Below are 22,308 nucleotides of genomic sequence, written 5' to 3' on the forward strand. Positions count from 1 at the left end.
CTTCCTTACTTGTTGAGCAGCACGAAGTACGTCATGGCCAGGAAGATACCCAGAATCATGACCAATGCGTAGTGGTACACATAACCCGTCTGCAGCCAGCGCACCAGTGCGGAGATGCGGCCAACCACCTTCCAGGAACCGTTGACAATCAGGCCATCGATCAGGCCCTGGTCGCCCACCTTCCAGAACACACCGCCCAGCACGCGCGAGCCGCGGGCAAAGATGTTCTCGTAGACCCAGTCCACACCGTACTTGCCTTCCAGCACCTGGTACAGGCCAATCTTTTCGCTGATGCGCTTGATGGCAGCAGGAATCTGGGGCATGACCATGTAGAACACATAGGAGGTCACCACACCGGCCAGGGCCAGCCAGAACGGCGCGGCGGTAAAGCCGTGCAGTGCCATCGGAATCCAGCCATGGATCTTCTCGGCCAGCTCGGCCATTGCGCCGTGCTTGCTGCCATCCACATAGATGACGCCCTTGAAGAAATCACCGAACAGCATCGGCATCAGCGCAATCGCACCGATCACCACCGAAGGGATCGCCAGCAGCACCAGCGGCAGGGTCACCACCCAAGGCGACTCATGCGGCTTGGCATCGTGGCCATGGCCATGGTGGTCGTCGTGCGCGTGGTGGTCATCGTGGTGGGCATCGGGGTTCTGGTCGTAGCGCTCTTTACCGTGGAACACGATGAAGTACAGGCGGAACGAGTAGAACGCGGTGATGAACACACCGGCCAGCACGGCAAAGTTGGCAAAGCCGGCAGCAGGCAGGTTGGAGGCGTGCACCGCTTCGATGATCGCGTCCTTCGAGTAGAAGCCCGAGAAGAACGGCGTACCAATCAGCGCCAGATTACCCAGCAGGAAAGTGATCCAGGTGATGGGCATGTACTTGCGCACGCCACCCATCCAGCGGATGTCCTGGTTGTGGTGCATGCCCATGATGACCGAGCCAGCGCCAAGGAACAGCAGTGCCTTGAAGAACGCATGCGTCATCAGGTGGAACACGGACACCGAGTAGGCCGACACGCCCAGCGCGATGGTCATGTAACCCAGCTGCGACAAGGTGGAGTACGCGATCACGCGCTTGATGTCGTTCTGGATGATGCCCAGGATACCCATGAACAGCGCGGTGATCGAGCCAATCACGAGGATGAAGTTCAGCGCCGTATCGGACAGCTCATAGAGCGGCGACATGCGCGAGACCATGAAGATACCGGCGGTCACCATGGTGGCCGCGTGGATCAGTGCCGAGATGGGGGTAGGACCTTCCATCGAGTCAGGCAGCCAGGCGTGCAGCGGGAACTGGGCCGACTTGCCCATCGCACCGATGAACAGGCAGATGCAGATCACCGTCATCAGCGACCAGGTGGAGCCTGGCAGGGTCATGCCGCTCAGCTCATTGGTCTTGGCGAAGATCTCGGTGTAGTTCAAGGTGCCGGTGTAGGCAGCGATCAGGCCGATGCCCAGGATGAAGCCAAAGTCACCGACACGGTTGACCACAAAGGCCTTCATGTTGGCGAAGATCGCCGTTTCCTTCTTGAAGTAGAAACCGATCAGCAGGTACGACACCAGGCCCACCGCTTCCCAGCCGAAGAACAGCTGCAGCAAGTTGTTGCTCATCACCAGCATCAGCATGGAGAAGGTGAACAGCGAGATGTACGAGAAGAAGCGGTCATAGCCTTCGTCTTCTTCCATGTAGCCCATCGTGTAGATGTGCACCATCAGCGACACAAAGGTCACCACGCACATCATCATCGCGGTGATGGAGTCGATCAGGAAACCGATCTCCATCTTCAGCGACCCGACGGTCATCCAGGTGTAGAGCGTCTGGTTGAAGGTGGCACCTTCAAACACAACGCTCTGGAACGTCATCGCAGAGATGACGAAGGCAATGAACACACCCAGGATGGTGAGCGTGCGGCTGCCAACGCGGCCGATGCGGTTACCACCCAGGGCGGTACCGAAAATGCCTGCCAGCAAAGATCCTGCCAGGGGCGCCAGAGGCACCGCCAACAGTGTTGAAGCAGAAAGGGTTTGACTCATTCTTCTTAACCTTGCAAGTATGGGTGCCTCAACCCTTCAGGGAGTTGAGATCTTCCGCATCAATGGTGGATTTGTTACGGAACAGCAACACCAAGATTGCCAACCCAATTGCCGACTCCGCCGCCGCAACGGTCAGGATGAAGAACACGAAAATCTGGCCGTGCATGTCTCCCAGATAGTGGGAGAAGGCAACAAAGTTCGTATTCACCGCCAGCAGCATCAATTCGATGGCCATCAGCAGCACGATCAGGTTGCGGCGGTTCATGAAGATACCGACCACGGACAGCGCGAACAGCATCGCGCCCAACGTCAGAAAATGACCCAGTGTGAGCGTCATACCTTCTTCTCCTCGGCATCAGCAGCAGGCGGCACCACGGGTGCAGCGGGCTTGCTGGCCTCGACTTTGACCAATTGCAGACGATCTGCAGCACGTACGCGCACTTGCAGCGAGGCATCGATGGCCTTGGAATCCTTGCGCTGGCGCAGGGTCAGGGCAATCGCGGCAATCATCGCCACCAGCAAGATGACCGCAGCCACTTGCACCGGGAACAGATACTCGGTGTAGAGCATGGTGCCCAGCGCCTTGACGTTGCTGTAAGGCACCACCTTGCCGGCCGCATCCACCACCGCAGGAATGGCCTTGGGCGCATCAATGGCGCTGAAGCCACCGATCAACACCACACCCATTTCAAAGGCAACGATGGCAAAAATCACCGCCGCCAGCGGGAAGTTCTTCCAGAAGTTCTTGCGCAGTTGGTCGATGCGGATATCCAGCATCATCACCACGAACAAGAACAGCACCATGACAGCGCCCAGGTAGACCATCACCAGCACGATGGCCAGGAACTCAGCCTTGAGCAGCAACCAGATACCGGCTGCCTGAGAGAAAGCCAACATCAGGTGCAGCACAGCGTGCACCGGATTTGGGGAAGTGACCACTCGGAATGCCGCATACAGCAGCACTACCGAGAACAGATAGAAAAAACCAGTTGTGACATCCATGTGGGGCTCTTTTCGATCAGTCTCCAAGTGCCGCGTTAGCGGTACTTTGCGTCCGCAGCCTTGGCTGCAGCAATTTCAGGTTCGTAACGGTCGCCCACGGCCAGCAGCATTTCCTTGGTGAAGTACAGGTCGCCGCGCTTTTCTCCGTGGTATTCCAGAATCTGGGTTTCCACGATGGAGTCAACCGGGCAGCTCTCTTCACAGAAGCCACAGAAAATGCACTTGGTCAGGTCGATGTCGTAGCGGGTGGTGCGGCGCGAGCCGTCCTCACGCACATCCGACTCGATCGTGATCGCCATGGCGGGGCATACGGCTTCGCACAGCTTGCAGGCAATGCAACGCTCTTCGCCGTTTTCATAACGGCGCAGCGCGTGCAGGCCACGGAAGCGGGGAGACAAAGGCGTCTTCTCTTCCGGGAACTGGACCGTGATCTTGCGCGCAAAGGTGTAGCGGCCGGTCAGGGCCATACCCTTCATCAACTCCCAGAGCATGAAGCTCTTGAAGAAATCCTTCACCGAGAAAGAGCGGGGAGAAACTGCAGTAGTCATGTTGTATTCCTCCGCTTATTTCCAGATGTTCCATGGCGACAGCAACCAGCCGCCGACAAAGACCAGGTACACCAGAGTCACGGGGATGAAGATCTTCCAGCCCAGACGCATGATCTGGTCATAGCGGAAACGTGGGAAAGTAGCGCGAATCCAGATGAACATCGACACCACCAAGAAGGTCTTGGCCGCCAGCCAGATCCAGCCTGGGATGAAGGACAGGAAATCAAACGGTGGCAACCAGCCGCCCAGGAACATGATCACGGCCAGAATCGACACCAGCCACATGCTCGCGTACTCGGCCAGGAAGAACACGGCAAAGCCCATGCCCGAATATTCCACCATGTGACCGGCGACGATTTCCGCTTCGCCTTCGACCACGTCGAAGGGGTGGCGGTTGGTCTCAGCCACGGCCGAGATCAGGTAGACGATGAACATCGGGAACAGTGGCAGCCAGTTCCAGGACAGGATGCTGGCACCGGACGATGCCATCATGCCCTTGCCCTGGGCCAGCACGATCTCGGTCAGGTTCATGCTGCCGGTGACCATGATGACCACCAGGAAACAGAAGCCCATCGCGATTTCATAGCTCACCATCTGGGCCGATGCGCGCAGCGCACCCAGGAAGGCGTACTTGGAGTTCGATGCCCAGCCGGCGATGATCACGCCATAGACTTCGATCGAGGTAATCGCCATCACCAGCAGCAGGCCCACGTTCACGTTGGCCAGCGCCACATCGGGGCCGAAGGGGATCACCACCCAGGCGGCCAGCGCAGGCATGATCGCCATGATGGGGCCCAGGCGGTAGAGACCGGAGCTCGCTGCCGTAGGCGTGATGATTTCCTTGGTCATCAGCTTGAGGCCATCGGCCAAAGGCTGGAGCAGACCGAAAGGGCCGACCCGGTTAGGGCCGTAACGCACCTGCATGAAGCCCAGGAGCTTGCGCTCCCACAAGGTCAGGTAGGCGACGGCGCCCATCAGCGGCAAAACAATGCACAGGATCTTGATCAGGTTCCAGAGTACCGGCCAGACCAGGGTCGCCCACCAGTCCGCTGCGATCAGGGTCAGACCGCCGTTGTAAATTGCGTCGATCATGCTGCCACCACCTCCGAGGATTGGCGGGCATCCGCCGTCATTTGCAACGAAGGCGCGCGACGCACGATGCCATCGAGTTGGTAGATGCTGGCAACCACCGGCTCCTGGCCTGCAGGTGCCGACACTGCCATGTTGGTCTTGGTGCTGTTGGACAGCAGCTCGGCAGGCACCTGGCCTTGCGAGCCCGTGGCCACGGCCAGCACATCCTGCGAGGAATCAAAGTCCATGCCTGCCGCATCCAGCAGATTGCCCAGCACGCGCAGCACCTTCCAACCGGGACGGGTATCGCCCAGCGGCTTGACCACCGCGTGGAAGCTCTGCACACGGCCTTCGGCATTCACGAACGAGCCCGAGGTCTCGGTGAACGGCGCGATCGGCAGCATGACATCGGCGATGTCCATGTTGGCCTTGAAGGGGCTCAGGCTCACCACCATCTCGCAGCCCTGCAGCGCCTGGCTGCCAGCAGCCGTGTCAAATGCCGGTTCGCAGTTGAGCAAGATCGCTGCCTTGATGCCGCCAGCGAGCATCTCGCCGGCATGCATGCCATGGGCCTGGGGCACCGCACCCACCCACTGCGCGCCCACGGTGTTGGCCGCTTCGGTCAGGAAGCCAACCGTGGCACCCGTCTGCGCGCCAATCCAGTTGGCAATCGACAGCAAGGTGCTGGCTTGCGCATGGTGTGCCACCGCATTGCCCAGCAAGATCGCCTTTTGCTCGCCGTTTTGCAGCGCGCGGGCAATCTCGATGGACTCAGGCGTCACCGTACCGGCATTGTTAGGCGCCTCAATACCCTTGGACTGGGCAATGGCCGCTGCCACCGAGGACAGCGCATAGGCCCACTGCGCAGCAGGCGCGATGACCTGGTGTGCCAGCGGAATCGCCAGATCAAAAGCCTTGGACTGGACAGCGGTCACCACCGCGCCCTTGCGGGCGGCCTGGCGGATACGCTGGGCAAACAGCGGATGCTCCTTGCGCACGTTCGAGCCCACGATCAAGACCGTGTTCAGGTCCGACAGCGACGCGACCGAGCGGCCCAGCCAGCGCACACCGTCCGCCTTGGCGAAATCGGCATTGCGCAGGCGGTAGTCCACGTTCTGGCTGCCCAGCGAGCGCAGCAGTTCACCGGACAGGAACAGCTCTTCGAGCGTGCTGTGCGGGCTGACCAGGGCACCCAGGGCGCTGGCGCCATGGTCGCGCTGCACGCTCTTGATGCCATTGGCCACGTATTCCAGCGCAGCTTGCCAGCTCACTTCGAGCCACTGGCCGCCTTGCTTGATCATCGGCGCCTTCAGGCGCTCTTCACCGTTGAGCGCTTCGTAGGAGAAGCGGTCACGGTCGGCAATCCAGCATTCGTTGACGGCATCGTTCTCGAAAGGCACAACGCGCATCACCTTGTTGTTCTTGACCTGAACGATCAAGTTGGCACCGGTGGAATCGTGCGGCGAGACCGACTTGCGGCGCGACAGCTCCCAGGTACGGGCGCTGTAGCGGAAAGGCTTGCTCGTGAGCGCGCCCACGGGGCAGATGTCGATCATGTTGCCCGACAGCTCGGAGTCCACCGTATCGCCCACCACGGTGGTGATCTCAGCGTGCTCGCCGCGGTTGACCATGCCCAGCTCCATGATGCCCGAGACTTCTTGCCCGAAGCGCACACAGCGGGTGCAGTGGATGCAACGGCTCATCTCTTCCATGGAGATCAGCGGGCCCACGTTCTTGTGGAACACCACGCGCTTTTCTTCTTCGTAGCGCGAGCTGCTGGCACCGTAGCCCACCGCCAAGTCCTGCAACTGGCATTCACCGCCTTGGTCGCAGATCGGGCAGTCCAGCGGGTGGTTGATGAGCAGGAACTCCATCACCGATTGCTGGGCCTTGATGGCCTTGTCCGAGGTGGTACGCACAATCATGCCCTGCGTCACCGGCGTGGCGCATGCGGGCATGGCCTTGGGCGCCTTCTCGACGTCTACCAGGCACATGCGGCAGTTGGCCGCGATCGACAGTTTCTTGTGGTAGCAGAAGTGAGGGATGTACTTGCCCGCCGCATCAGCCGCGTGCATGACCATGCTGCCTTCCGCGACCTCGACCTTCTGGCCGTCTATTTCAATTTCAACCATATGCTCACTCGCGATCAGGAAGAAGCAGCGGTCTGCTTTTCAGCAGCGTTGATCTTTGCTTCGAATTCATGGCGGAAATGCTTGATCATTGCGCGCACCGGCATCGCAGCCGCATCGCCCAATGCGCAAATCGTGCGCCCCATGATGTTGCCGGCTACCGAATCCAGCTTCTCCAAATCCTCGGCGCGGCCGTGGCCGTGCTGGATGCGGTCGACCATGCGCCACAGCCAGCCCGTGCCTTCGCGGCAAGGGGTGCACTGTCCGCAGGACTCGTGCTGGTAGAAGTAGGACAGGCGCAGCAGGCTCTCGACCATGTCGCGCGAGTCGTCCATCACGATGACGGCGCCCGAGCCCAGCATCGAGCCGGCCTTGGAGATGGAGTCATAGTCCATCGTGCAGGCCATCATGATGTCGGCAGGCAGCACAGGGGCCGACGATCCACCAGGGATCACGGCCTTGAGCTTGCGACCGGTGCGCACACCGCCCGCCAGCTCCAGCAAGGTGGAGAACGGCGTGCCCATCGGAACTTCGTAGTTGCCGGGCTTGTTCACATCACCGCTGACCGAGAAGATCTTGGTGCCGCCGTTGTTGGGCTTGCCGCATTCCAGGTAAGCCTGGCCACCGTTGCGGATGATCCAGGGGACGGCCGCAAAGGTTTCGGTGTTGTTGATCGTCGTGGGCTTGCCATACAGACCAAAGCTGGCCGGGAATGGCGGCTTGAAGCGGGGCTGGCCCTTCTTGCCTTCGAGCGATTCGAGCAAGGCGGTTTCTTCGCCGCAGATGTAGGCGCCAAAACCATGGTGGGCATGCAGCTCGAAGCTGAAGTTGCTGCCCATGATGTTGTCACCCAGGTAGCCTGCAGCACGCGCCTCTTCCAGCGCCGCTTCAAAGCGTTCGTAGACCTGGAAGATTTCGCCGTGGATGTAGTTGTAACCCAGCGAGATGCCCATCGCATACGCGGCGATGGCCATGCCTTCGATCACGATATGCGGGTTGAACATCAGGATGTCGCGGTCCTTGCAGGTACCCGGCTCGCCCTCGTCCGAATTGCACACCAGGTGCTTTTGGCCGGGGAAGTTGCGGGGCATGAAGCTCCACTTCAGACCCGTCGGGAAACCCGCGCCGCCACGGCCACGCAGGCCCGACTCTTTCATCGTGGCAATGACCTGGTCCTGGGTCAGACCCTCGCCACCATCCTTGCCCAGCAGCTTGCGCAGGGCCTGGTAGCCGCCGCGTGCTTCGTAGTCTTTGATCGACCAGTTCGTGCCATCCAGACCTGCATAGATCTGGGGTTCGATGTGGCGATCGTGAAAGCAGGTTTCCACGCCGGTGGCCTGGAACTGCGACAGAATTTGAGCAGCTGTAGTCACTTGGTGTCCTCCGCTGTCCGCAGGCCGGTCAGCAGCTGATCGAGCTTTTCGTTGTCCATGAAACTGCACATATGGCGGTCATTGACCAGCAGCACCGGCGCATCGGCGCAGGCGCCCAGGCATTCGGACTGTTCGATGGTGAACACGCCATCGGCGGTGGTATCACCCATCTTGATGCCCAGCTTGTCTTCTAGGTGCTTGAGCGCCTCGCGGCCACGGCGCAGCTGGCAAGGCAGGTTGGTGCACACGCTCAACTTGTACTTGCCCACCGAGTGCTGGTTGTACATGTTGTAGAAGGTGGTCACTTCATGCACGGCGATTTCGGGCATCTCCAGGTACTCGGCGATCACCGCCTCGCTCTCCTGGCTTACCCAGCCTTGCTCCTGCTGCACGATAGACAGGCAAGCCATCACGGCCGACTGCTTCTGCTCTGCCGGATACTTGGCAACTTCGCGGGCAAAGCGTGCTTTTGTTGCTTCGGTAATCATCGGTCAACGTCTCCAAACACGATGTCCAAGGTGCTCAGCACCATCACGGCATCGGCCAGCATATGGCCACGGCTCATTTCATCGAGCGCCGAGAGATGCACAAATCCTGGTGGACGAATCTTCAGGCGGTAAGGCTTGTTGGCACCGTCGCTGATCAGGTAGATGCCGAATTCGCCCTTGGGGTGTTCCACCGATGCGTAAGCCTCGCCCTCAGGCACTTTGAAGCCTTCGGTGAACAGCTTGAAGTGGTGGATCAGCTCTTCCATGTTGGACTTCATGGCTTCGCGATCGGGAGGTGCCACCTTGTGGTTGTCGGTGATCACTGGGCCGGGGTTGACACGCAGCCAGTCCACGCACTGCTTGATGATGCGGTTGGACTCGCGCATCTCGGCGATGCGCACCAGGTAGCGGTCATAGCAGTCGCCGGTCTTGCCCACGGGGATGTCGAAATCCATGCGGTCATAGACTTCATAGGGCTGCGACTTGCGCATGTCCCAGGCCAGGCCCGAGCCGCGCAGCATCGGGCCCGTCAGGCCCAGGTTCATCGCGCGGTCGATATCAACCACGCCGATGCCCACATTGCGCTGCTTCCAGATGCGGTTGTCGGTCAGAAGGGTTTCGTACTCGTCCACGCACTTGGGGAAACGTGCGCTGAAGTCGTCGATGAAGTCCAGCATCGAGCCTTGGCGGTTGCGGTTCATCTGCTCGATGGACTTGGCATTGCGCACCTTGCTGGCCTTGTACTGCGGCATGCTGTCGGGCAGGTCGCGGTACACGCCACCGGGACGGAAGTACGCCGCGTGCATGCGCGCGCCGGAGACGGCCTCGTACATGTCCATCAGGTCTTCACGTTCGCGGAAGCTGTAGATCAGGATGGTGGAGCTGCCGCCGTCATTGCCCGAAGAGCCCAGCCACATCAAGTGGTTCATGATGCGGGTGATTTCGGAGAACAGCACGCGGATGTATTGCGCGCGGATCGGCACTTCCAGGCCCAGCAGCTTTTCAATGGCCAGGCAGTAGGCATGCTCGTTGCTCATCATCGAGCAGTAATCCAGCCGGTCCATGTAGGGCAGCGACTGGATGAAGGTCTTGCTTTCCGCCAGCTTCTCGGTGGCGCGGTGCAGCAGGCCGATATGCGGGTCTGCACGTTGCACCACTTCACCATCGAGCTCCAGCACAAGACGCAGCACGCCGTGTGCTGCAGGATGCTGGGGACCGAAGTTGAGTGTGTAGTTTTTGATTTCAGCCATGGTTCTTCATCGTGAGGACAGAGCGCCTCAGTGCAGGCCTCCGTAATGGTCTTCACGAATAATGCGGGGCGTGATCTCGCGCGGCTCGATCGACACGGGCTCGTAGATCACACGGCCTTGCTCGGCGTCGTAGCGCATTTCCACATGTCCCGACAGCGGGAAATCCTTGCGGAAAGGGTGGCCGATAAAGCCGTAATCGGTCAGGATGCGGCGCAGGTCGTCATGGCCTTCAAAGACGATGCCGAACAGGTCAAAGGCTTCGCGCTCCAGCCAGTTGGCCGAGGCCCAGAGCTGGCTGAGGGTGTCGAGCACCGGGAAGTCATCGTCCTGGCAGAACACACGTACGCGCACGCGCTGGTTCAGGCTGATCGACAGCAGGTGCGAGACCACTGCAAAGCGCGGGCCATCAGTACCCACGTCCTTGTAGGCGGAGTAATCCACGCCGCACAGGTCCATCAGCATCTCGAACTTGCACTCGGGTGCATCGCGCAGCAGCTCCATGGCCTGCAGGTAGTTCGGGGCCGAGACTTCGACAGTCACTTCGCCCAGCGCCAGGGTCACCGAGCGCGCCTTGTCGCCCAGCACGCGGGCGATCGTCTCTTGCAGCACGCTAGGCTGTATCAGTTCTACACTCATCACAACTCCTAAGCGCGCGCAATGGTATGGGTGCGGCGGATTTTCTGCTGCAGCTGGATGATGCCGTAGATCAGCGCCTCTGCCGTGGGCGGGCAGCCGGGCACATAGACATCCACGGGAACAATGCGGTCGCAGCCACGCACCACCGAGTAGCTGTAGTGGTAGTAACCACCACCGTTGGCGCAGGATCCCATCGAGATCACCCAACGCGGCTCGGCCATCTGGTCGTAAACCTTGCGCATAGCGGGCGCCATCTTGTTGCACAAGGTGCCCGCCACAATCATCAAGTCAGCCTGGCGCGGGCTGGCACGAAAGACTTCGGCGCCGAAACGGCCGATGTCATAACGCGCAGCGGCCGCGTGCATCATCTCGACGGCGCAGCATGCCAAACCAAACGTCATGGGCCAGATCGACCCAGTCTTGGCCCAGTTCACCACCGAGTCATAGCTCGTGGTGACGAAGCCCTTCTCCAACACACCTTCAATCATCGTGTACCTTTTTGATTTCCGGTTATTCCCAGGTCAGCGCGCCCTTTTTCCATTCGTAGGCGAAACCCACCACCAGAATGGCCAAGAACACGAGAACCGCGATAAAACCTGGCATTCCCACTTCATGCAGCGAGACCGCCCACGGGAAGAGGAACGCAATTTCCAAGTCGAAGAGAATGAAAAGAATGGCGACGAGGTAGTAGCGCACATCGAATTTCATGCGCGCGTCTTCAAAGGCCTCAAAGCCGCATTCGTATGGGGAGTTTTTCGCCGCGTTCGGGCGATTGGGTCCGAGGATGTAGCCTATGACCAGTGGGCCAAGGCCAACGCCCGCACCCACCAGGATAAACAAAAGGACCGGGAGGTATTGCTCGATGCTCATCTTGATGTCTACTCACCGCAGGAGCCAACCCAGGTAAGCACAAGACGCGACCCAGGCAGGCCTTTTATTGTGTTGGTGCCGTCGGCGAGACTCGAACTCGCACAGCTTTCGCCACTACCCCCTCAAGATAGCGTGTCTACCAATTTCACCACGACGGCTGATTTGACTTGCCTGGCAAGCATCGATTGCTTTTGAAACAATCTGCTTACCAGACAGACTCAGATTCTACTCTGGAAAAACCCTGATAACAGGCATTCCATCCAAATAGTTGAGTTATTTGGCGGCTGGCTCAGCAGGAGCAGCAGCAGGCACAGAGGCGTCCGCAGCAGGTGCTGCCGGGCTGGCCGCAGGCACCGAAGCATCAGCAGCTGCCGGTGCAGCGGCCGGCGCCACAGGCGCTGCAGCAGGCGCAGGCGTGGATGCAGGAGGAATGGTCGCATCCACCGGTGCGCTCGACTGCGGAATCGTCGCTGCCGGGCTTTCCAGCACGCTGCCGGCCGTCGAAGGACGGAGGTTGCTGAGGTAGGCCAGGCCCAAGGTCGTGGCAAAGAACACCGCCGCCAGCACACCCGTGCTGCGCGACAGGAAGTTGGCGCTACCCGAAGCACCAAACAGGCTGCCTGCGCTGCTACCGCCACCAAAGGCCGCACCCGCATCCGCACCCTTGCCATGCTGCACCAGCACCAGGCCAATCATGACCAATGCCGCCAGCATCTGAATCGTCAACAGAATCGTTACCATCATCTACCCTTTTATCAAAACTTGGTCGTCGCCACCGGCTTGCGCATCAAGCAGCGGCGGCAATAATTTTCAGAAAATCCTGGGCCTTCAAAGAGGCACCACCGATCAATCCACCATCAATATCGGGCTGCGCCAGCAATTGCTCGGCGTTGCCCGCATTCATGCTGCCACCATACAGCACCTGCACCTTGGCCGCCTGCGTGCTGGCCGCTGCCAATTGTGCGCGCAACACGGCATGCACCGCCTGCGCCTGCTCGGGGCTCGCCGTTTTTCCGGTGCCAATGGCCCAGACCGGCTCATAGGCCACGACGATTTCGGTCACACAGGCACCGACGGTGTGGATCACCGCCGCCAGCTGGCGCTTGACCACGGCCTCGGTTTGCCCGGCATCGCGCTCGGCCAAGGTCTCGCCCACGCAGACAATCGGCGTGATGCCGGCAGCCAGCGCCTTTTGCGCCTTGGCCGCCACCAGGGCATCGGTTTCACCATGGTATTGGCGGCGCTCGGAGTGGCCAACCAGCACATAGCGCACGCCAAAATCGCGCAGCATCGGGGCCGACACCTCACCCGTGTAGGCACCCGCATCGTGTGCTGACACATCCTGCGCGGCCAGCGCGATGGCCGAGCCCTGCAGCAAAGACTGCACCTGACCCACATAGACAGCAGGCACGGCCACGGCCACGTCGCAGCCGGGTTGGCCCAGGCCTTGCAGCAGCTCGGCCAGCAGGGCCTGGTTGGCAGCCAGGCTGCCGTTCATCTTCCAGTTTCCAGCAATCAGTTTTTTCACAATTGATCCCAGGTCAGCACGATCTTGCCGATATGTTGGTTGGATTCCATCAGCGCATGGGCCTGACTGGCATGTGCGGCCGTGAATTGGCTGTGAATGATGGGACGCACCTTGCCAGACGCCAACAGCGGCCAGACCTTGGCTTGCAAGGCCTTGGCGATCGCCGCCTTGAAGGCCACCGGACGCGGACGCAGGGTCGAGCCCGTGATCTGCAGACGGCGACGCAGCACCAGACCGGCATTGAACTCAGCCTTGGTGCCGCCTTGCACGGCAATGATGACCAGGCGGCCGTCTTCGGCCAAGGCCTCGACCTCGCGGGCCACATAGTCACCCGCCACCATGTCCAAAATCACGTCTACACCCTTGCCAGCGGTAATGCGCGCCACTTCGGCCACAAAATCCTGGCTGCGGTAGTTGATAGCTTCGTCAGCGCCCAACGCCAGGCAGGCCTGGCATTTCTCGTCCGATCCCGCCGTCACGATCACCTTGGCACCAAAGGCCTTGGCCAGCTGGATCGCTGTCACGCCAATGCCGCTGCTGCCACCCTGGATCAGCAAGGTCTCGCCGGGCTGCAGCGCACCCCGGTCAAACACATTGCTCCAGACCGTGAAGAAGGTCTCAGGCAGGCAAGCCGCCTCCACATCCGACAGGCCTTCAGGCACAGGCAGGCACTGGGCTACGGGCGCCACGCAGTATTCCGCGTAACCGCCGCCCGCCACCAGCGCGCATACGCGGTCGCCCAGCTTCAGGCCCTGCTCGGCCATGGCCGCCGCATCGCCCGCTACCACCACACCCGCCACTTCCAGACCGGGAAGGTCCGAGGCACCAGGGGGCGGCGCGTAATGGCCCTTGCGCTGAATCACATCGGGGCGGTTCACACCGCTGGCAACCACGCGAATGCACAGCTCGCCCTGCCCCGCTTCGGGCACGGGACGCACTCCCAGCTTCAACACCTGCGGATCACCAAAGGCGGTGATCTCGACTGCACGCATCTTGTCCACGCTTGTTTCCTCAGCAAATCACAATTCGCACGCTCATTGAGCAGAAAAACGCACCCAGCGTCCAAAAGACATCTGGGTGCGTACAGCCGATTATTGCTGTTGTTGCTGCTGCTGGTCGTTGTTGTCGCCTTCAACGCGTGGCTCGCGGGGTTCGCGGTGCTGGCGCGGAGCGCGATCACCACGGTCGCCACGGTCACCGCGTGGTTCGCGCGAATCGCGTGGCTCACGCTCAGGCATACCGGCTGGACGGTCCAGCAAGGCCTTCATCGACAGCTTGACACGGCCCTTTTCGTCCGTCTCCAGCACCTTGACCTTGACGACCTGGCCTTCGCTCAGGTAGTCGGTCACCTTTTCCACGCGCTCGTGGGCGATCTGGCTGATGTGCAGCAGACCATCCTTGCCGGGCAGCAGGTTCACCAGTGCACCGAATTCCAGGATCTTGACGATCGGGCCTTCGTAGATCTTGCCGATTTCGACTTCAGCAGTGATCTCTTCGATGCGGCGCTTGGCTTCGTCGGCCTTGGCGGCGTCGGTCGCGGCGATGGTGATGGTTCCATCTTCCTCGATGTTGATCTGGGTGCCGGTCTCTTCGGTCAGCGCACGGATGGTGGAGCCACCCTTGCCGATCACGTCACGGATCTTCTCGGGGTTGATCTTCATCGTGTACAGCTTGGGCGCAAACGACGAAACTTCTGCCTTGGCTTCGCCCATGGCTTCTTGCATCTTGCCCAGGATGTGCATGCGCGCTTCCTTGGCTTGCGCCAGTGCCACTTGCATGATTTCCTTGGTGATGCCCTGGATCTTGATGTCCATCTGCAGCGCGGTGATACCGTTGGTCGTACCGGCTACCTTGAAGTCCATGTCACCCAGATGATCTTCGTCACCCAGGATGTCGGTCAGCACGGCAAACTTGTTGTCTTCCTTGATCAGACCCATGGCGATACCGGCCACGTGGGCCTTCATCGGTACGCCAGCGTCCATCATCGACAGACAGCCGCCGCAGACCGAAGCCATCGACGAAGAACCGTTGGATTCGGTGATTTCCGACACCACACGGATCGTGTAGGGGAACTCTTCCTTCGATGGCAGGCAAGCGGCCAGAGCGCGCTTGGCCAGACGGCCGTGGCCGATTTCGCGGCGCTTGGTCGAACCCATGCGGCCCACTTCGCCGGTGGCAAAGGGAGGCATGTTGTAGTGGAACAGGAAGCGGTCTTCAAACTCGCCAGCCAGGGCGTCGATACGCTGTGCATCGCGCTCGGTGCCCAGGGTGGAGATCACCAGCGCCTGGGTTTCACCACGGGTGAACAGGGCCGAGCCGTGGGTACGGGGCAGCAAGGACGTGCTGATCTCGATAGGACGCACGGTGCGGGTGTCGCGGCCGTCGATACGGGGCTCACCGGCCAGAATCTGCGAACGCACGATACCGGCTTCAATGTCGAACAGCATGCCGTCAACCTTGACGCCGTCAAAGGCCACGCCTTGCTCAGCCAGGCCAGCCTTCACAGCGGCATAGGCTTGGCGGCAAGCCAGGGTACGGGCTTGCTTGTTGCGCATTTGGTAGGCTTCGCGCAGGGCGGCTTCACCCAAAGCGCCAACCTTGGCGATCAGGGCTTCGTCCTTGGCAGGTGCGGTCCAGTCCCAGGTGGGCTTGCCGGCTTCGCGCACCAGCTCATGGATCACATTGATGGCCACTTGGCTTTGCTCATGGCCATAGACCACGGCGCCCAGCATCACTTCTTCAGGCAGTTGTTGTGCTTCGGACTCCACCATCAGCACAGCGGCTTCGGTGCCAGCCACCACCAGATCCATCAGCGAATCCTTGCGCTGGGTCTGGCCGGGGTTGAGCACGTATTCGCCGTTGATATAACCCACGCGGGCAGCGCCGATAGGGCCATTGAAAGGAATGCCCGAGATCGACAGTGCAGCGGACACGGCGATCAACGCAGCGATGTCGGCATCCACTTCTGGGTTCAGCGAGATGGTGTGGATGACCACATGCACGTCGTTGAAGAAACCTTCGGGGAACAGCGGACGGATCGGGCGGTCGATCAGGCGGCTGGTCAGGGTTTCGTGTTCGCTGGGCTTGGCTTCGCGCTTGAAGAAGCTGCCGGGGATCTTGCCTGCGGCGTAGGTCTTCTCAATGTAGTCCACGGTCAGCGGGAAAAAGTCCTGACCGGTCTTGGCGATCTTGGAGCCCACCACCGTGGCCAGCACGACGGTGTCGTCGATGTTGACCAGCACCGCGCCCGAGGCTTGGCGCGCGATTTCACCCGTTTCCATGGTGACCGTGTGCTGGCCCCACTGGAAAGTCTTGGTGACTTTATTGAATATGGACATAGATTGCTCCTGGTTAAACAGCCAAAAACCTGTCGGTCTTCAGCAGGAGCCGGCATTCAGAACACGATGCCATTCCAGGGAGGTTGAGGTGTTCAACCAGCGGCTCAGCCCCCTTGGAATGACACAGCTTCGCTCTGTTTGCGCGGCGTTGAAGTAAAAAACGCCTGAGCTAGCGGACTAACTCAGGCGTCTCCATCTCACCCTGGGCTTACTTACGCAGGCCCAGCTTAGCGATCAGTGCAGTGTAACGGTCAGCGTCCTTGGACTTGAGGTAGTCCAACAGCTTACGACGACGGCTCACCATGCGCAGCAGGCCGCGACGACCGTGGTGGTCCTTGGCGTGCGTCTTGAAGTGAGGGGTCAGTTCGTTGATACGAGCGGTCAGCAAGCCCACTTGGACTTCTGGGCTGCCAGTATCGGTAGCGGAACGTGCGTTGGCCTTTACAACTTCGGCCTTGATAGATGCGGCGATCATGTGTTTTCCTTATAAGGAACACCGGCTTGCGCTGGTATTCTGGTTACTTGCGTCGCAGCCGGAAAAGCTTGCGACGTGCGTCTTGCACCATGCAAAACCCTGCAATTATACCCAAGTTCTAAACTATGGGGTTTAGGCCCAAAACCGCACCAGCGCCGATGCCGCCGCGCCCAGTACCACCACCAGCAAAAACGGCGCCCGCAGCGCCAGCGCGATGATGGCCACGGCCAGCGCAGCCAGGCGGGCATCCAGCACCAGTTGCTGGCCGCTGACGAGGGTGTTCATGGCAGTCAGCGCCGCCAGCAGCGCAATCGTCAGCGCGCCCGCCACCCGGGCCATGCGTGGGTGGCGCAGCCAATGGGCCGGTACGCTGTAACCCAGCAGCTTGGTGCCATAGGTCACGGCGCTGGCCAGCAGCACCCATATCCACCAGTGGTTGCCCACGTCAGCCATGGCATTCATCGTGCGGCCTCCTGCGCGCTGGCGCCCTGCCCGGCTGGGCCGCTGCTGCGCGATCCATAGCCCCAGGCGGCGCCCACCAGCGCCGCAATCAAGATCGGCACCCCCGGCGCCACCCAGGGCACCGCCAGCATCGCAATACTGGCAGCCACCACCGCCAACGCTATCGGCTCCTTGTGCGTCAGGCGCGGCCACAGCAGGCCCATAAAGGCGGCTACGGCTGCGCCGTCGAGCCCCCAGCGCCCCGGGTCACCCAAGGCATTGCCCAGCAAGGCGCCAGCAGCGGTGAACAGGTTCCAGAGCAGGTAAACGCCCACGCCAGCGGTCCAAAAGCCGCGCTTTTGCTCGGCTTTGTCGCTTTGCCCCAAGGCTGTGGCCGCGGATTCATCAATCGTTAACTGCGCCGACAGCAGGCGCGCCAGGCCGCGCGGGCCCAGCAAGGCCGCCATCTGCATGCCGTAGACCGCATTGCGCACGCCCAGCAGGCTGGCCGCGCCCAGGGCCGCTGCGCCAGCACCGCCGCCGGCCACCACGCCGACAAAGGCAAACTGCGAGCCGCCGGTGAACATCAGCAAGCTCAAAGCGCAGGTCTGCCAAACCGACAGGCCCGCAGCCACGCCCAGCGCGCCAAAGGAGATGCCATACAAACCGGTGGCAATGCTGATCGACACGCCCATGCGTACGGCGGGCGACGACCACATGCCTGAACTGTTAGAAGCCATGGGCGGCGATTGTAGAGGCTGTTGCGCGGCGCGCAGGCCAGTTGCGCACTGTCGGGACGCATGGGGAACAGCGCCCACAAAAAAGCCCGCAGGGACTTTGTCCTTGCGGGCCCAGGGCGCCGGTATGGGGCTGAGCCAGGCGCTCAAACGCTTTGCAGCCCGGCGCTGTCAATGCCGCGCGCCGCCTCTTTCGCCGTCTCGCGGGCCGAGGCCAGCGCCGGCACGCAAACGCCGGCCACCAGGTGGATCAGCGCCTCGGGCACCGCGTTGTAGGCGCCGCGCGGGCCCAGAATATTGATGGAGCCCAGCACCTCGCCGCCGTGCCAGATGGGAATGTTCAGCACCGCATGCAGGCCCCGGGCAACCAGGTCCTCGGCCTCAGAGAAGACGCTGCGGATGTCCGCCTCATCCCGGCCGATATACGGCAGGCCCTGGTCCAGCACCCGGGCCGACCAGGGGCCCTTGCCGGTGGCCTTGAAGCCGCCCAGCGGGCTGATGGCCTCGTCGGACGAGTAGATGCGGCGCATCAGCTTGTCCTGCTGCAGGTAGACCAGGCCGGTGAGCAGGCCATAGCCAAACAGCTGCTGGCAGGCTTCGGCAATGGCCGCCCAGTGGCGCTCGGCATCTGCCGTCTGGCCCAGGCTGTGCGCCAGGCGGCCCAGGACGTGGGTTGTGCTCATTGCTGAATCCCCTCCAGCGATACGCCGTGGGTGTTCTTGCCAAACAGCAAGATGCCCATGCCACCCACAAACAGCACGCCGGTCATCATCGCAAACACCCCGCCAAAGCCCAGCACCGGGTAGGCAGCACCCACGATGGTGGGCGAGGCAATCGCGCCAATACGTGCCAGCGCCGAGGCGGTGCCCATGCCGGTGGCGCGGATCGATGTCGGGTAGATCTCCGAGGTGTAGGTGTACTGGCCGGCAATCACGCCGTTCATGCCGAAGGACAGCAGCATGCTCAGCAAGATGATTTCCTGGTCGCTACTGGCAAAGGCCAGGCCCAGCGCGGACAGACAAGACACCAGCATATAGGCCAGGATGGTGTATTTGCGGCCAATCTTGTCATTGAAGTAAGCGGCAGAGTAGTAGCCCGGAATCTGCGCCAGGTAGATCAGGATGGTGAAGGAGAAGCTCTTGGTCACCGCAAAACCGCGCGCCACCAGCAGGCTGGGAATCCAGACCAGGAAGGCGTAGTAGCAGAACATCACCGTGATCCAGAAGACCCAAACCACCAGGCTGGTCTGCAAGTACTGGGGCTTGACCAGCATGGCCAGCTTGGCCCAGGCGCCTTGCACGGCGCTGTCAGCCGCCTTGGCCGCCAGGCTCATCTTCACCGGCTCGGGCAGTGGCTTGCCGCTGCTGCGCAGCACCTGCGCTTCAATCTCTGTACAGATCCGGCTGGCCTCTTCATGGCGGCCCACCTCTTCCAACCAGCGGGGGGATTCAAACAGCGCGCGGCGCATCCACAGCAAAAACACCACGGGCACCGAGGCGATGACCATGATCCAGCGCCAGCCGTCGTCACTCATCGGCACGATGAAGTAGCCCAGCAATGCCGACATCACAAAACCAAAGGAGAAGAAGCCTGCCAGCGCACCGGTAAAGCGGCCCCGGTAGCGGCTGCTGACAAACTCCGCCAGGTAAGGCGCCACGATGGCGCCCTCGGCCCCCATGCCCACGCCGGCAATCATGCGCAAAATGTAGAACTCATGGAAGTTGGTGGCAAAGGCATTGATGAAGGTGGCCACGCAAAACAGCACCAGGGCCCACATCATCACGACCTTGCGGCCAAAGCGGTCGCCCAGCATGCCCGAGAGCAGCGCGCCCACCAAAAAGCCGACATAGGTGCTGCTGGCAATCCAGCCCGCCTGCAGGCCGGTGAGCCCCCACTGCTCGCGCAAGGAGGGCAGGATAAAGGCGATGATGCCGGCATCCAGCGCCTCAAAGGCCAGGCCCAGGCCGCCAATGATGAGCAGGGTGAAATGAAAGCGGCTGAAAGGCAGCCGTTCCAGACGTTCCGAAGCGTTATACATATTGTTGTTCTCGCGCAGGGGGTTTAGCAGGCGTTTTTGTGGATGAAGCCGTCACGCATGATCAGCTTGATCGCCGCGTCATGCTGGGTCAGCACCGAGACATCTTCCAGCGGGTTGCCATCGACCAGCAGCAAGTCCGCATAGGCGTTCTCCACCACTTCGCCCAGCAGGCCTTCGTGGTTCAGGATCTCGGCACCGATCAAGGTCGCTTGCTGCACCACCTTGGCGTGGCCCAGCACCTTGGCGCGCAGCACCAGCTCGTCCGATTGCATGTAGTGCGTCTCGCCCAGCAAATCGCTGCCAAAACCCATCTTCACGCCAGCGGCGTCCAGCACTTCCAGCGCCTTGAGGCCGTTGGTGCGCACCTTGGCAATCTTTTGCACGGATTCATCGGGCAGGCCGTACTTGGCGCCGTCATTGGCCAGGCCTTCGTAGGTGATCAGGGTTGGCACCATGTAGGCACCCTTTTCCTGCATCAGCTTGGCAGTGGGTTCATCGACCAGGTTGCCGTGCTCGATGGTGCGCACGCCGCACTGGATGGCACGGGTGATGGCCTGGGGCGTATAGGCATGGGCCATCACATAGGTGTTGGCATTGTGGGCCTCTTCGACGATGGCGGTCAGCTCCGACACCGAAAATCCCAGGTTGTTGATGGGATCGTTGGGCGAGGCCACGCCGCCCGATGCCATCACCTTGATCTGGGTGGCGCCCTTCAAAATCTCTTCGCGCACCGCCAGGCGGCAGGCATCGACGCCATCCACCACCTTGCCGATATTGCCGATCTTGTAGGCGCAGGAGCAGGGATCGAGCGTGTCATTGCGCGCCCGAAAATCGCCATGGCCGCCGGTTTGCGACAGCGCCTTGCCAGCGCAAAACAGGCGCGGGCCAGCCACCTGGCGGGTACGCACCCCTTCAGAAAGCGCCCAGTCCGCCCCGCCCGCATCGCGCACCGAGGTAAAACCCCGGTCGATCATGCCCTTCATGATGGGCAGCGCGCGCAGCAGCGCCAGCGCATTGGGCAAATTGGCAACCGCACCCAGGTTGAAGCCCGAGGCCATCACATGCACATGGCAGTCGATCAGGCCGGGCATCAAGGTCATCCCCTTGGCGTCGATGACGGCGGCATCCGCCACCTCGAAGTCTTCGGCGCTGATTTTCTCGATCAGACCGTTGCGCACCAAAATGGTATGAGTAGAAGTCAATACAAGATTCCGGGTGTCGAGAATCTTGGCATTGCGGATCAGGGTGGATTGCATAATCAGTTCTGGCGTTCACAGCGCCACGGTTGCCTCTAATGCCCCGAACTGTAGCCAAGCTGCAACAATTTGTGGCAGCGACTTGGCCTGATGCATCTGCCAATTTTTTCTACCATCATGAGTGGAGCTCATACCCCATGCGCAGACGCTGCCCCACCATCTCCGAGCTGAATGCGTTTTTGCTCTCGGCGCAGCACCTGTCGTTTTCCAAGGCCGCCAAGGAGCTGTTTGTCACGCAAAGCGCCATCAGCCGCCATATTGCAGGCCTGGAGGCCTACCTGGGCCATCCACTGTTCATACGCCGCAGCCACGGGCTGGCGCTGACCCATATCGGCGAGAACTACCTCAAGCTCGTGCGGCCAGCGATGGAATCCCTGGAGCGGGCCACCACCCAGGTCATCTCCACCGCGCAGAACGCCCACCTGCTCAGTCTGTCGGTGGCACCCACCTTTGCGGCCAATTGGCTGTTCCCCCGGCTGCAGAGCTTTCGTGCCCGCAACCCGCACATCGCCATCCATTTTGTGCGCTACAGCACCACCGACAGCGCCGAGACCGGCGATGGCTTCGATGCCTCCATCCAATACGGCTACGGCGACTGGCCGATTGCCGATGCCCAGTACCTGATCGGGCGCGAGACCAGCATCGTCTGCTCGCCCAGCTACCTGGCGCAGCACCCTATCCAGCACTTCAGCGATCTCAAACAGTGCAGCCTGTTGCAGCATATCGAGCTGCCCACCTCCTGGGATGACTGGTTCACCGCCTATGCCGGCCCTTATGAAAGCGCGCGCATCGGGCCGGGCTTCAACCTCTTTACGCTCATCATCCAGGCCGCTGTCTCAGGCCTGGGCGTGGCCCTGGTGCCCAGCTGCCTGATCCAGGAATCACTGGAGACCCACAAACTCGTCGAGCCCCTGGGCCAGCGCTTTGAAAGCCCCCTGGGCTACTACCTCTGCGCCCCCACCTGGCGCAGCGATATGGAAAGCTACCAGCGCTTTGGCGAATGGCTGCAACTGGAATGCCGCCACCCTCCTACAGCCACTTGATCTGCAGCGGCAGCGCAGCCGCATGCCCTTGCTTCTATGC

The 22,308-nt window shown here is 61.1% G+C and carries 23 protein-coding genes and 1 tRNA gene; 1 reads left to right on the forward strand and 23 read right to left on the reverse strand.

Going from position 1 to position 22,308, the window contains the following annotated elements:
• Window positions 1-5: 5 nt before the first annotated feature.
• The 23 genes from nuoL to M2375_RS19920 form a co-directional block, all read right to left on the reverse strand.
• Window positions 6-2,045, reverse strand: a complete 2,040-nt coding sequence (nuoL, locus tag M2375_RS19810) for an NADH-quinone oxidoreductase subunit L (protein WP_259169780.1) — start codon at window positions 2,043-2,045, stop codon at window positions 6-8.
• 28 nt (window positions 2,046-2,073) lie between these two features.
• The gene (gene nuoK / locus M2375_RS19815) at window positions 2,074-2,382 is read right to left on the reverse strand and encodes an NADH-quinone oxidoreductase subunit NuoK (RefSeq protein WP_133854614.1); all 309 of its coding nucleotides are present in this window, start codon (window positions 2,380-2,382) and stop codon (window positions 2,074-2,076) included.
• On the reverse strand, window positions 2,379-3,047 hold the full coding sequence (locus M2375_RS19820) for an NADH-quinone oxidoreductase subunit J (RefSeq protein WP_259169782.1): 669 nt from the start codon (window positions 3,045-3,047) through the stop codon (window positions 2,379-2,381). Before M2375_RS19820 ends, nuoK begins: the two co-directional genes overlap by 4 nt.
• A gap of 35 nt (window positions 3,048-3,082) precedes the next feature.
• Complete coding sequence (nuoI, locus tag M2375_RS19825) at window positions 3,083-3,595, reverse strand: NADH-quinone oxidoreductase subunit NuoI (RefSeq protein WP_259169784.1); 513 nt, start codon at window positions 3,593-3,595, stop codon at window positions 3,083-3,085.
• Between the two features lie 15 nt (window positions 3,596-3,610).
• The gene (nuoH, locus tag M2375_RS19830; RefSeq protein ID WP_259169787.1) at window positions 3,611-4,687 is read right to left on the reverse strand and encodes an NADH-quinone oxidoreductase subunit NuoH; all 1,077 of its coding nucleotides are present in this window, start codon (window positions 4,685-4,687) and stop codon (window positions 3,611-3,613) included.
• Complete coding sequence (nuoG, locus tag M2375_RS19835) at window positions 4,684-6,798, reverse strand: NADH-quinone oxidoreductase subunit NuoG (RefSeq protein WP_259169790.1); 2,115 nt, start codon at window positions 6,796-6,798, stop codon at window positions 4,684-4,686. The genes nuoH and nuoG overlap by 4 nt, the downstream gene beginning before the upstream one ends.
• 14 nt (window positions 6,799-6,812) lie before the next feature.
• On the reverse strand, window positions 6,813-8,168 hold the full coding sequence (gene nuoF / locus M2375_RS19840) for an NADH-quinone oxidoreductase subunit NuoF (protein WP_259169791.1): 1,356 nt from the start codon (window positions 8,166-8,168) through the stop codon (window positions 6,813-6,815).
• Complete coding sequence (gene nuoE, locus M2375_RS19845) at window positions 8,165-8,656, reverse strand: NADH-quinone oxidoreductase subunit NuoE (RefSeq protein WP_259169792.1); 492 nt, start codon at window positions 8,654-8,656, stop codon at window positions 8,165-8,167. Before nuoE ends, nuoF begins: the two co-directional genes overlap by 4 nt.
• A complete protein-coding gene (locus tag M2375_RS19850; protein ID WP_259169793.1) occupies window positions 8,653-9,906 on the reverse strand; it encodes an NADH-quinone oxidoreductase subunit D in 1,254 nt (417 codons plus the stop codon). Before M2375_RS19850 ends, nuoE begins: the two co-directional genes overlap by 4 nt.
• Before the next feature lie 27 nt (window positions 9,907-9,933).
• Window positions 9,934-10,542 (reverse strand): NADH-quinone oxidoreductase subunit C, encoded by a 609-nt coding sequence (locus M2375_RS19855; protein WP_259169797.1) that lies wholly within the window; start codon window positions 10,540-10,542, stop codon window positions 9,934-9,936.
• A gap of 8 nt (window positions 10,543-10,550) precedes the next feature.
• A complete protein-coding gene (locus M2375_RS19860) occupies window positions 10,551-11,030 on the reverse strand; it encodes an NADH-quinone oxidoreductase subunit B family protein (protein WP_021028558.1) in 480 nt (159 codons plus the stop codon).
• 22 nt (window positions 11,031-11,052) lie between these two features.
• A complete protein-coding gene (locus M2375_RS19865) occupies window positions 11,053-11,412 on the reverse strand; it encodes an NADH-quinone oxidoreductase subunit A (protein ID WP_182324376.1) in 360 nt (119 codons plus the stop codon).
• Window positions 11,413-11,485: 73 nt separating this feature from the next.
• Window positions 11,486-11,570, reverse strand: a tRNA-Leu gene (locus M2375_RS19870).
• 115 nt (window positions 11,571-11,685) lie between these two features.
• On the reverse strand, window positions 11,686-12,156 hold the full coding sequence (gene secG, locus M2375_RS19875; protein ID WP_259169799.1) for a preprotein translocase subunit SecG: 471 nt from the start codon (window positions 12,154-12,156) through the stop codon (window positions 11,686-11,688).
• Between the two features lie 43 nt (window positions 12,157-12,199).
• The gene (gene tpiA, locus M2375_RS19880; protein ID WP_259169880.1) at window positions 12,200-12,943 is read right to left on the reverse strand and encodes a triose-phosphate isomerase; all 744 of its coding nucleotides are present in this window, start codon (window positions 12,941-12,943) and stop codon (window positions 12,200-12,202) included.
• Window positions 12,937-13,932, reverse strand: coding sequence for an NAD(P)H-quinone oxidoreductase (locus tag M2375_RS19885; protein ID WP_259169882.1), 996 nt, complete (start codon window positions 13,930-13,932; stop codon window positions 12,937-12,939). The genes tpiA and M2375_RS19885 overlap by 7 nt, the downstream gene beginning before the upstream one ends.
• 99 nt (window positions 13,933-14,031) lie before the next feature.
• On the reverse strand, window positions 14,032-16,278 hold the full coding sequence (gene pnp / locus M2375_RS19890; RefSeq protein WP_259169800.1) for a polyribonucleotide nucleotidyltransferase: 2,247 nt from the start codon (window positions 16,276-16,278) through the stop codon (window positions 14,032-14,034).
• Window positions 16,279-16,486: 208 nt separating this feature from the next.
• Window positions 16,487-16,753, reverse strand: a complete 267-nt coding sequence (gene rpsO / locus M2375_RS19895; RefSeq protein WP_182324383.1) for a 30S ribosomal protein S15 — start codon at window positions 16,751-16,753, stop codon at window positions 16,487-16,489.
• A 132-nt stretch (window positions 16,754-16,885) separates the two neighbouring features.
• Complete coding sequence (locus M2375_RS19900) at window positions 16,886-17,215, reverse strand: AzlD domain-containing protein (protein ID WP_259169805.1); 330 nt, start codon at window positions 17,213-17,215, stop codon at window positions 16,886-16,888.
• Window positions 17,212-17,934, reverse strand: a complete 723-nt coding sequence (locus tag M2375_RS19905) for an AzlC family ABC transporter permease (protein WP_259169807.1) — start codon at window positions 17,932-17,934, stop codon at window positions 17,212-17,214. The genes M2375_RS19900 and M2375_RS19905 overlap by 4 nt, the downstream gene beginning before the upstream one ends.
• Before the next feature lie 143 nt (window positions 17,935-18,077).
• Window positions 18,078-18,614 (reverse strand): GAF domain-containing protein, encoded by a 537-nt coding sequence (locus tag M2375_RS19910; protein ID WP_259169809.1) that lies wholly within the window; start codon window positions 18,612-18,614, stop codon window positions 18,078-18,080.
• Complete coding sequence (locus M2375_RS19915; RefSeq protein WP_259169811.1) at window positions 18,611-19,969, reverse strand: MFS transporter; 1,359 nt, start codon at window positions 19,967-19,969, stop codon at window positions 18,611-18,613. Before M2375_RS19915 ends, M2375_RS19910 begins: the two co-directional genes overlap by 4 nt.
• 23 nt (window positions 19,970-19,992) lie before the next feature.
• The gene (locus M2375_RS19920; RefSeq protein ID WP_259169815.1) at window positions 19,993-21,225 is read right to left on the reverse strand and encodes an amidohydrolase family protein; all 1,233 of its coding nucleotides are present in this window, start codon (window positions 21,223-21,225) and stop codon (window positions 19,993-19,995) included.
• 137 nt (window positions 21,226-21,362) lie between these two features.
• On the opposite strand from M2375_RS19920, the gene M2375_RS19925 reads away from it, so the two are divergent.
• Window positions 21,363-22,268, forward strand: a complete 906-nt coding sequence (locus M2375_RS19925) for a LysR substrate-binding domain-containing protein (protein ID WP_259169819.1) — start codon at window positions 21,363-21,365, stop codon at window positions 22,266-22,268.
• Window positions 22,269-22,308 lie beyond the last annotated feature (40 nt).

It is taken from the genome of Comamonas sp. BIGb0152 (assembly GCF_024809975.1).
Lineage (GTDB): Bacteria > Pseudomonadota > Gammaproteobacteria > Burkholderiales > Burkholderiaceae_C > Comamonas.

What these genes read in the sequence shown, in the direction of transcription:
- nuoL (WP_259169780.1), bottom strand. Translation starts at nt 2,045, where the DNA reads ATGAGTCAAACCCTTTCTGCTTCAACACTGTTGGCGGTGCCTCTGGCG.
- nuoK (WP_133854614.1), bottom strand. Translation starts at nt 2,382, where the DNA reads ATGACGCTCACACTGGGTCATTTTCTGACGTTGGGCGCGATGCTGTTC.
- M2375_RS19820 (WP_259169782.1), bottom strand. Translation starts at nt 3,047, where the DNA reads ATGGATGTCACAACTGGTTTTTTCTATCTGTTCTCGGTAGTGCTGCTG.
- nuoI (WP_259169784.1), bottom strand. Translation starts at nt 3,595, where the DNA reads ATGACTACTGCAGTTTCTCCCCGCTCTTTCTCGGTGAAGGATTTCTTC.
- nuoH (WP_259169787.1), bottom strand. Translation starts at nt 4,687, where the DNA reads ATGATCGACGCAATTTACAACGGCGGTCTGACCCTGATCGCAGCGGAC.
- nuoG (WP_259169790.1), bottom strand. Translation starts at nt 6,798, where the DNA reads ATGGTTGAAATTGAAATAGACGGCCAGAAGGTCGAGGTCGCGGAAGGC.
- nuoE (WP_259169792.1), bottom strand. Translation starts at nt 8,656, where the DNA reads ATGATTACCGAAGCAACAAAAGCACGCTTTGCCCGCGAAGTTGCCAAG.
- M2375_RS19850 (WP_259169793.1), bottom strand. Translation starts at nt 9,906, where the DNA reads ATGGCTGAAATCAAAAACTACACACTCAACTTCGGTCCCCAGCATCCT.
- M2375_RS19855 (WP_259169797.1), bottom strand. Translation starts at nt 10,542, where the DNA reads ATGAGTGTAGAACTGATACAGCCTAGCGTGCTGCAAGAGACGATCGCC.
- M2375_RS19860 (WP_021028558.1), bottom strand. Translation starts at nt 11,030, where the DNA reads ATGATTGAAGGTGTGTTGGAGAAGGGCTTCGTCACCACGAGCTATGAC.
- M2375_RS19865 (WP_182324376.1), bottom strand. Translation starts at nt 11,412, where the DNA reads ATGAGCATCGAGCAATACCTCCCGGTCCTTTTGTTTATCCTGGTGGGT.
- secG (WP_259169799.1), bottom strand. Translation starts at nt 12,156, where the DNA reads ATGATGGTAACGATTCTGTTGACGATTCAGATGCTGGCGGCATTGGTC.
- M2375_RS19885 (WP_259169882.1), bottom strand. Translation starts at nt 13,932, where the DNA reads ATGCGTGCAGTCGAGATCACCGCCTTTGGTGATCCGCAGGTGTTGAAG.
- pnp (WP_259169800.1), bottom strand. Translation starts at nt 16,278, where the DNA reads ATGTCCATATTCAATAAAGTCACCAAGACTTTCCAGTGGGGCCAGCAC.
- rpsO (WP_182324383.1), bottom strand. Translation starts at nt 16,753, where the DNA reads ATGATCGCCGCATCTATCAAGGCCGAAGTTGTAAAGGCCAACGCACGT.
- M2375_RS19900 (WP_259169805.1), bottom strand. Translation starts at nt 17,215, where the DNA reads ATGAATGCCATGGCTGACGTGGGCAACCACTGGTGGATATGGGTGCTG.
- M2375_RS19905 (WP_259169807.1), bottom strand. Translation starts at nt 17,934, where the DNA reads ATGGCTTCTAACAGTTCAGGCATGTGGTCGTCGCCCGCCGTACGCATG.
- M2375_RS19910 (WP_259169809.1), bottom strand. Translation starts at nt 18,614, where the DNA reads ATGAGCACAACCCACGTCCTGGGCCGCCTGGCGCACAGCCTGGGCCAG.
- M2375_RS19915 (WP_259169811.1), bottom strand. Translation starts at nt 19,969, where the DNA reads ATGTATAACGCTTCGGAACGTCTGGAACGGCTGCCTTTCAGCCGCTTT.
- M2375_RS19920 (WP_259169815.1), bottom strand. Translation starts at nt 21,225, where the DNA reads ATGCAATCCACCCTGATCCGCAATGCCAAGATTCTCGACACCCGGAAT.
- M2375_RS19925 (WP_259169819.1), top strand. Translation starts at nt 21,363, where the DNA reads ATGCGCAGACGCTGCCCCACCATCTCCGAGCTGAATGCGTTTTTGCTC.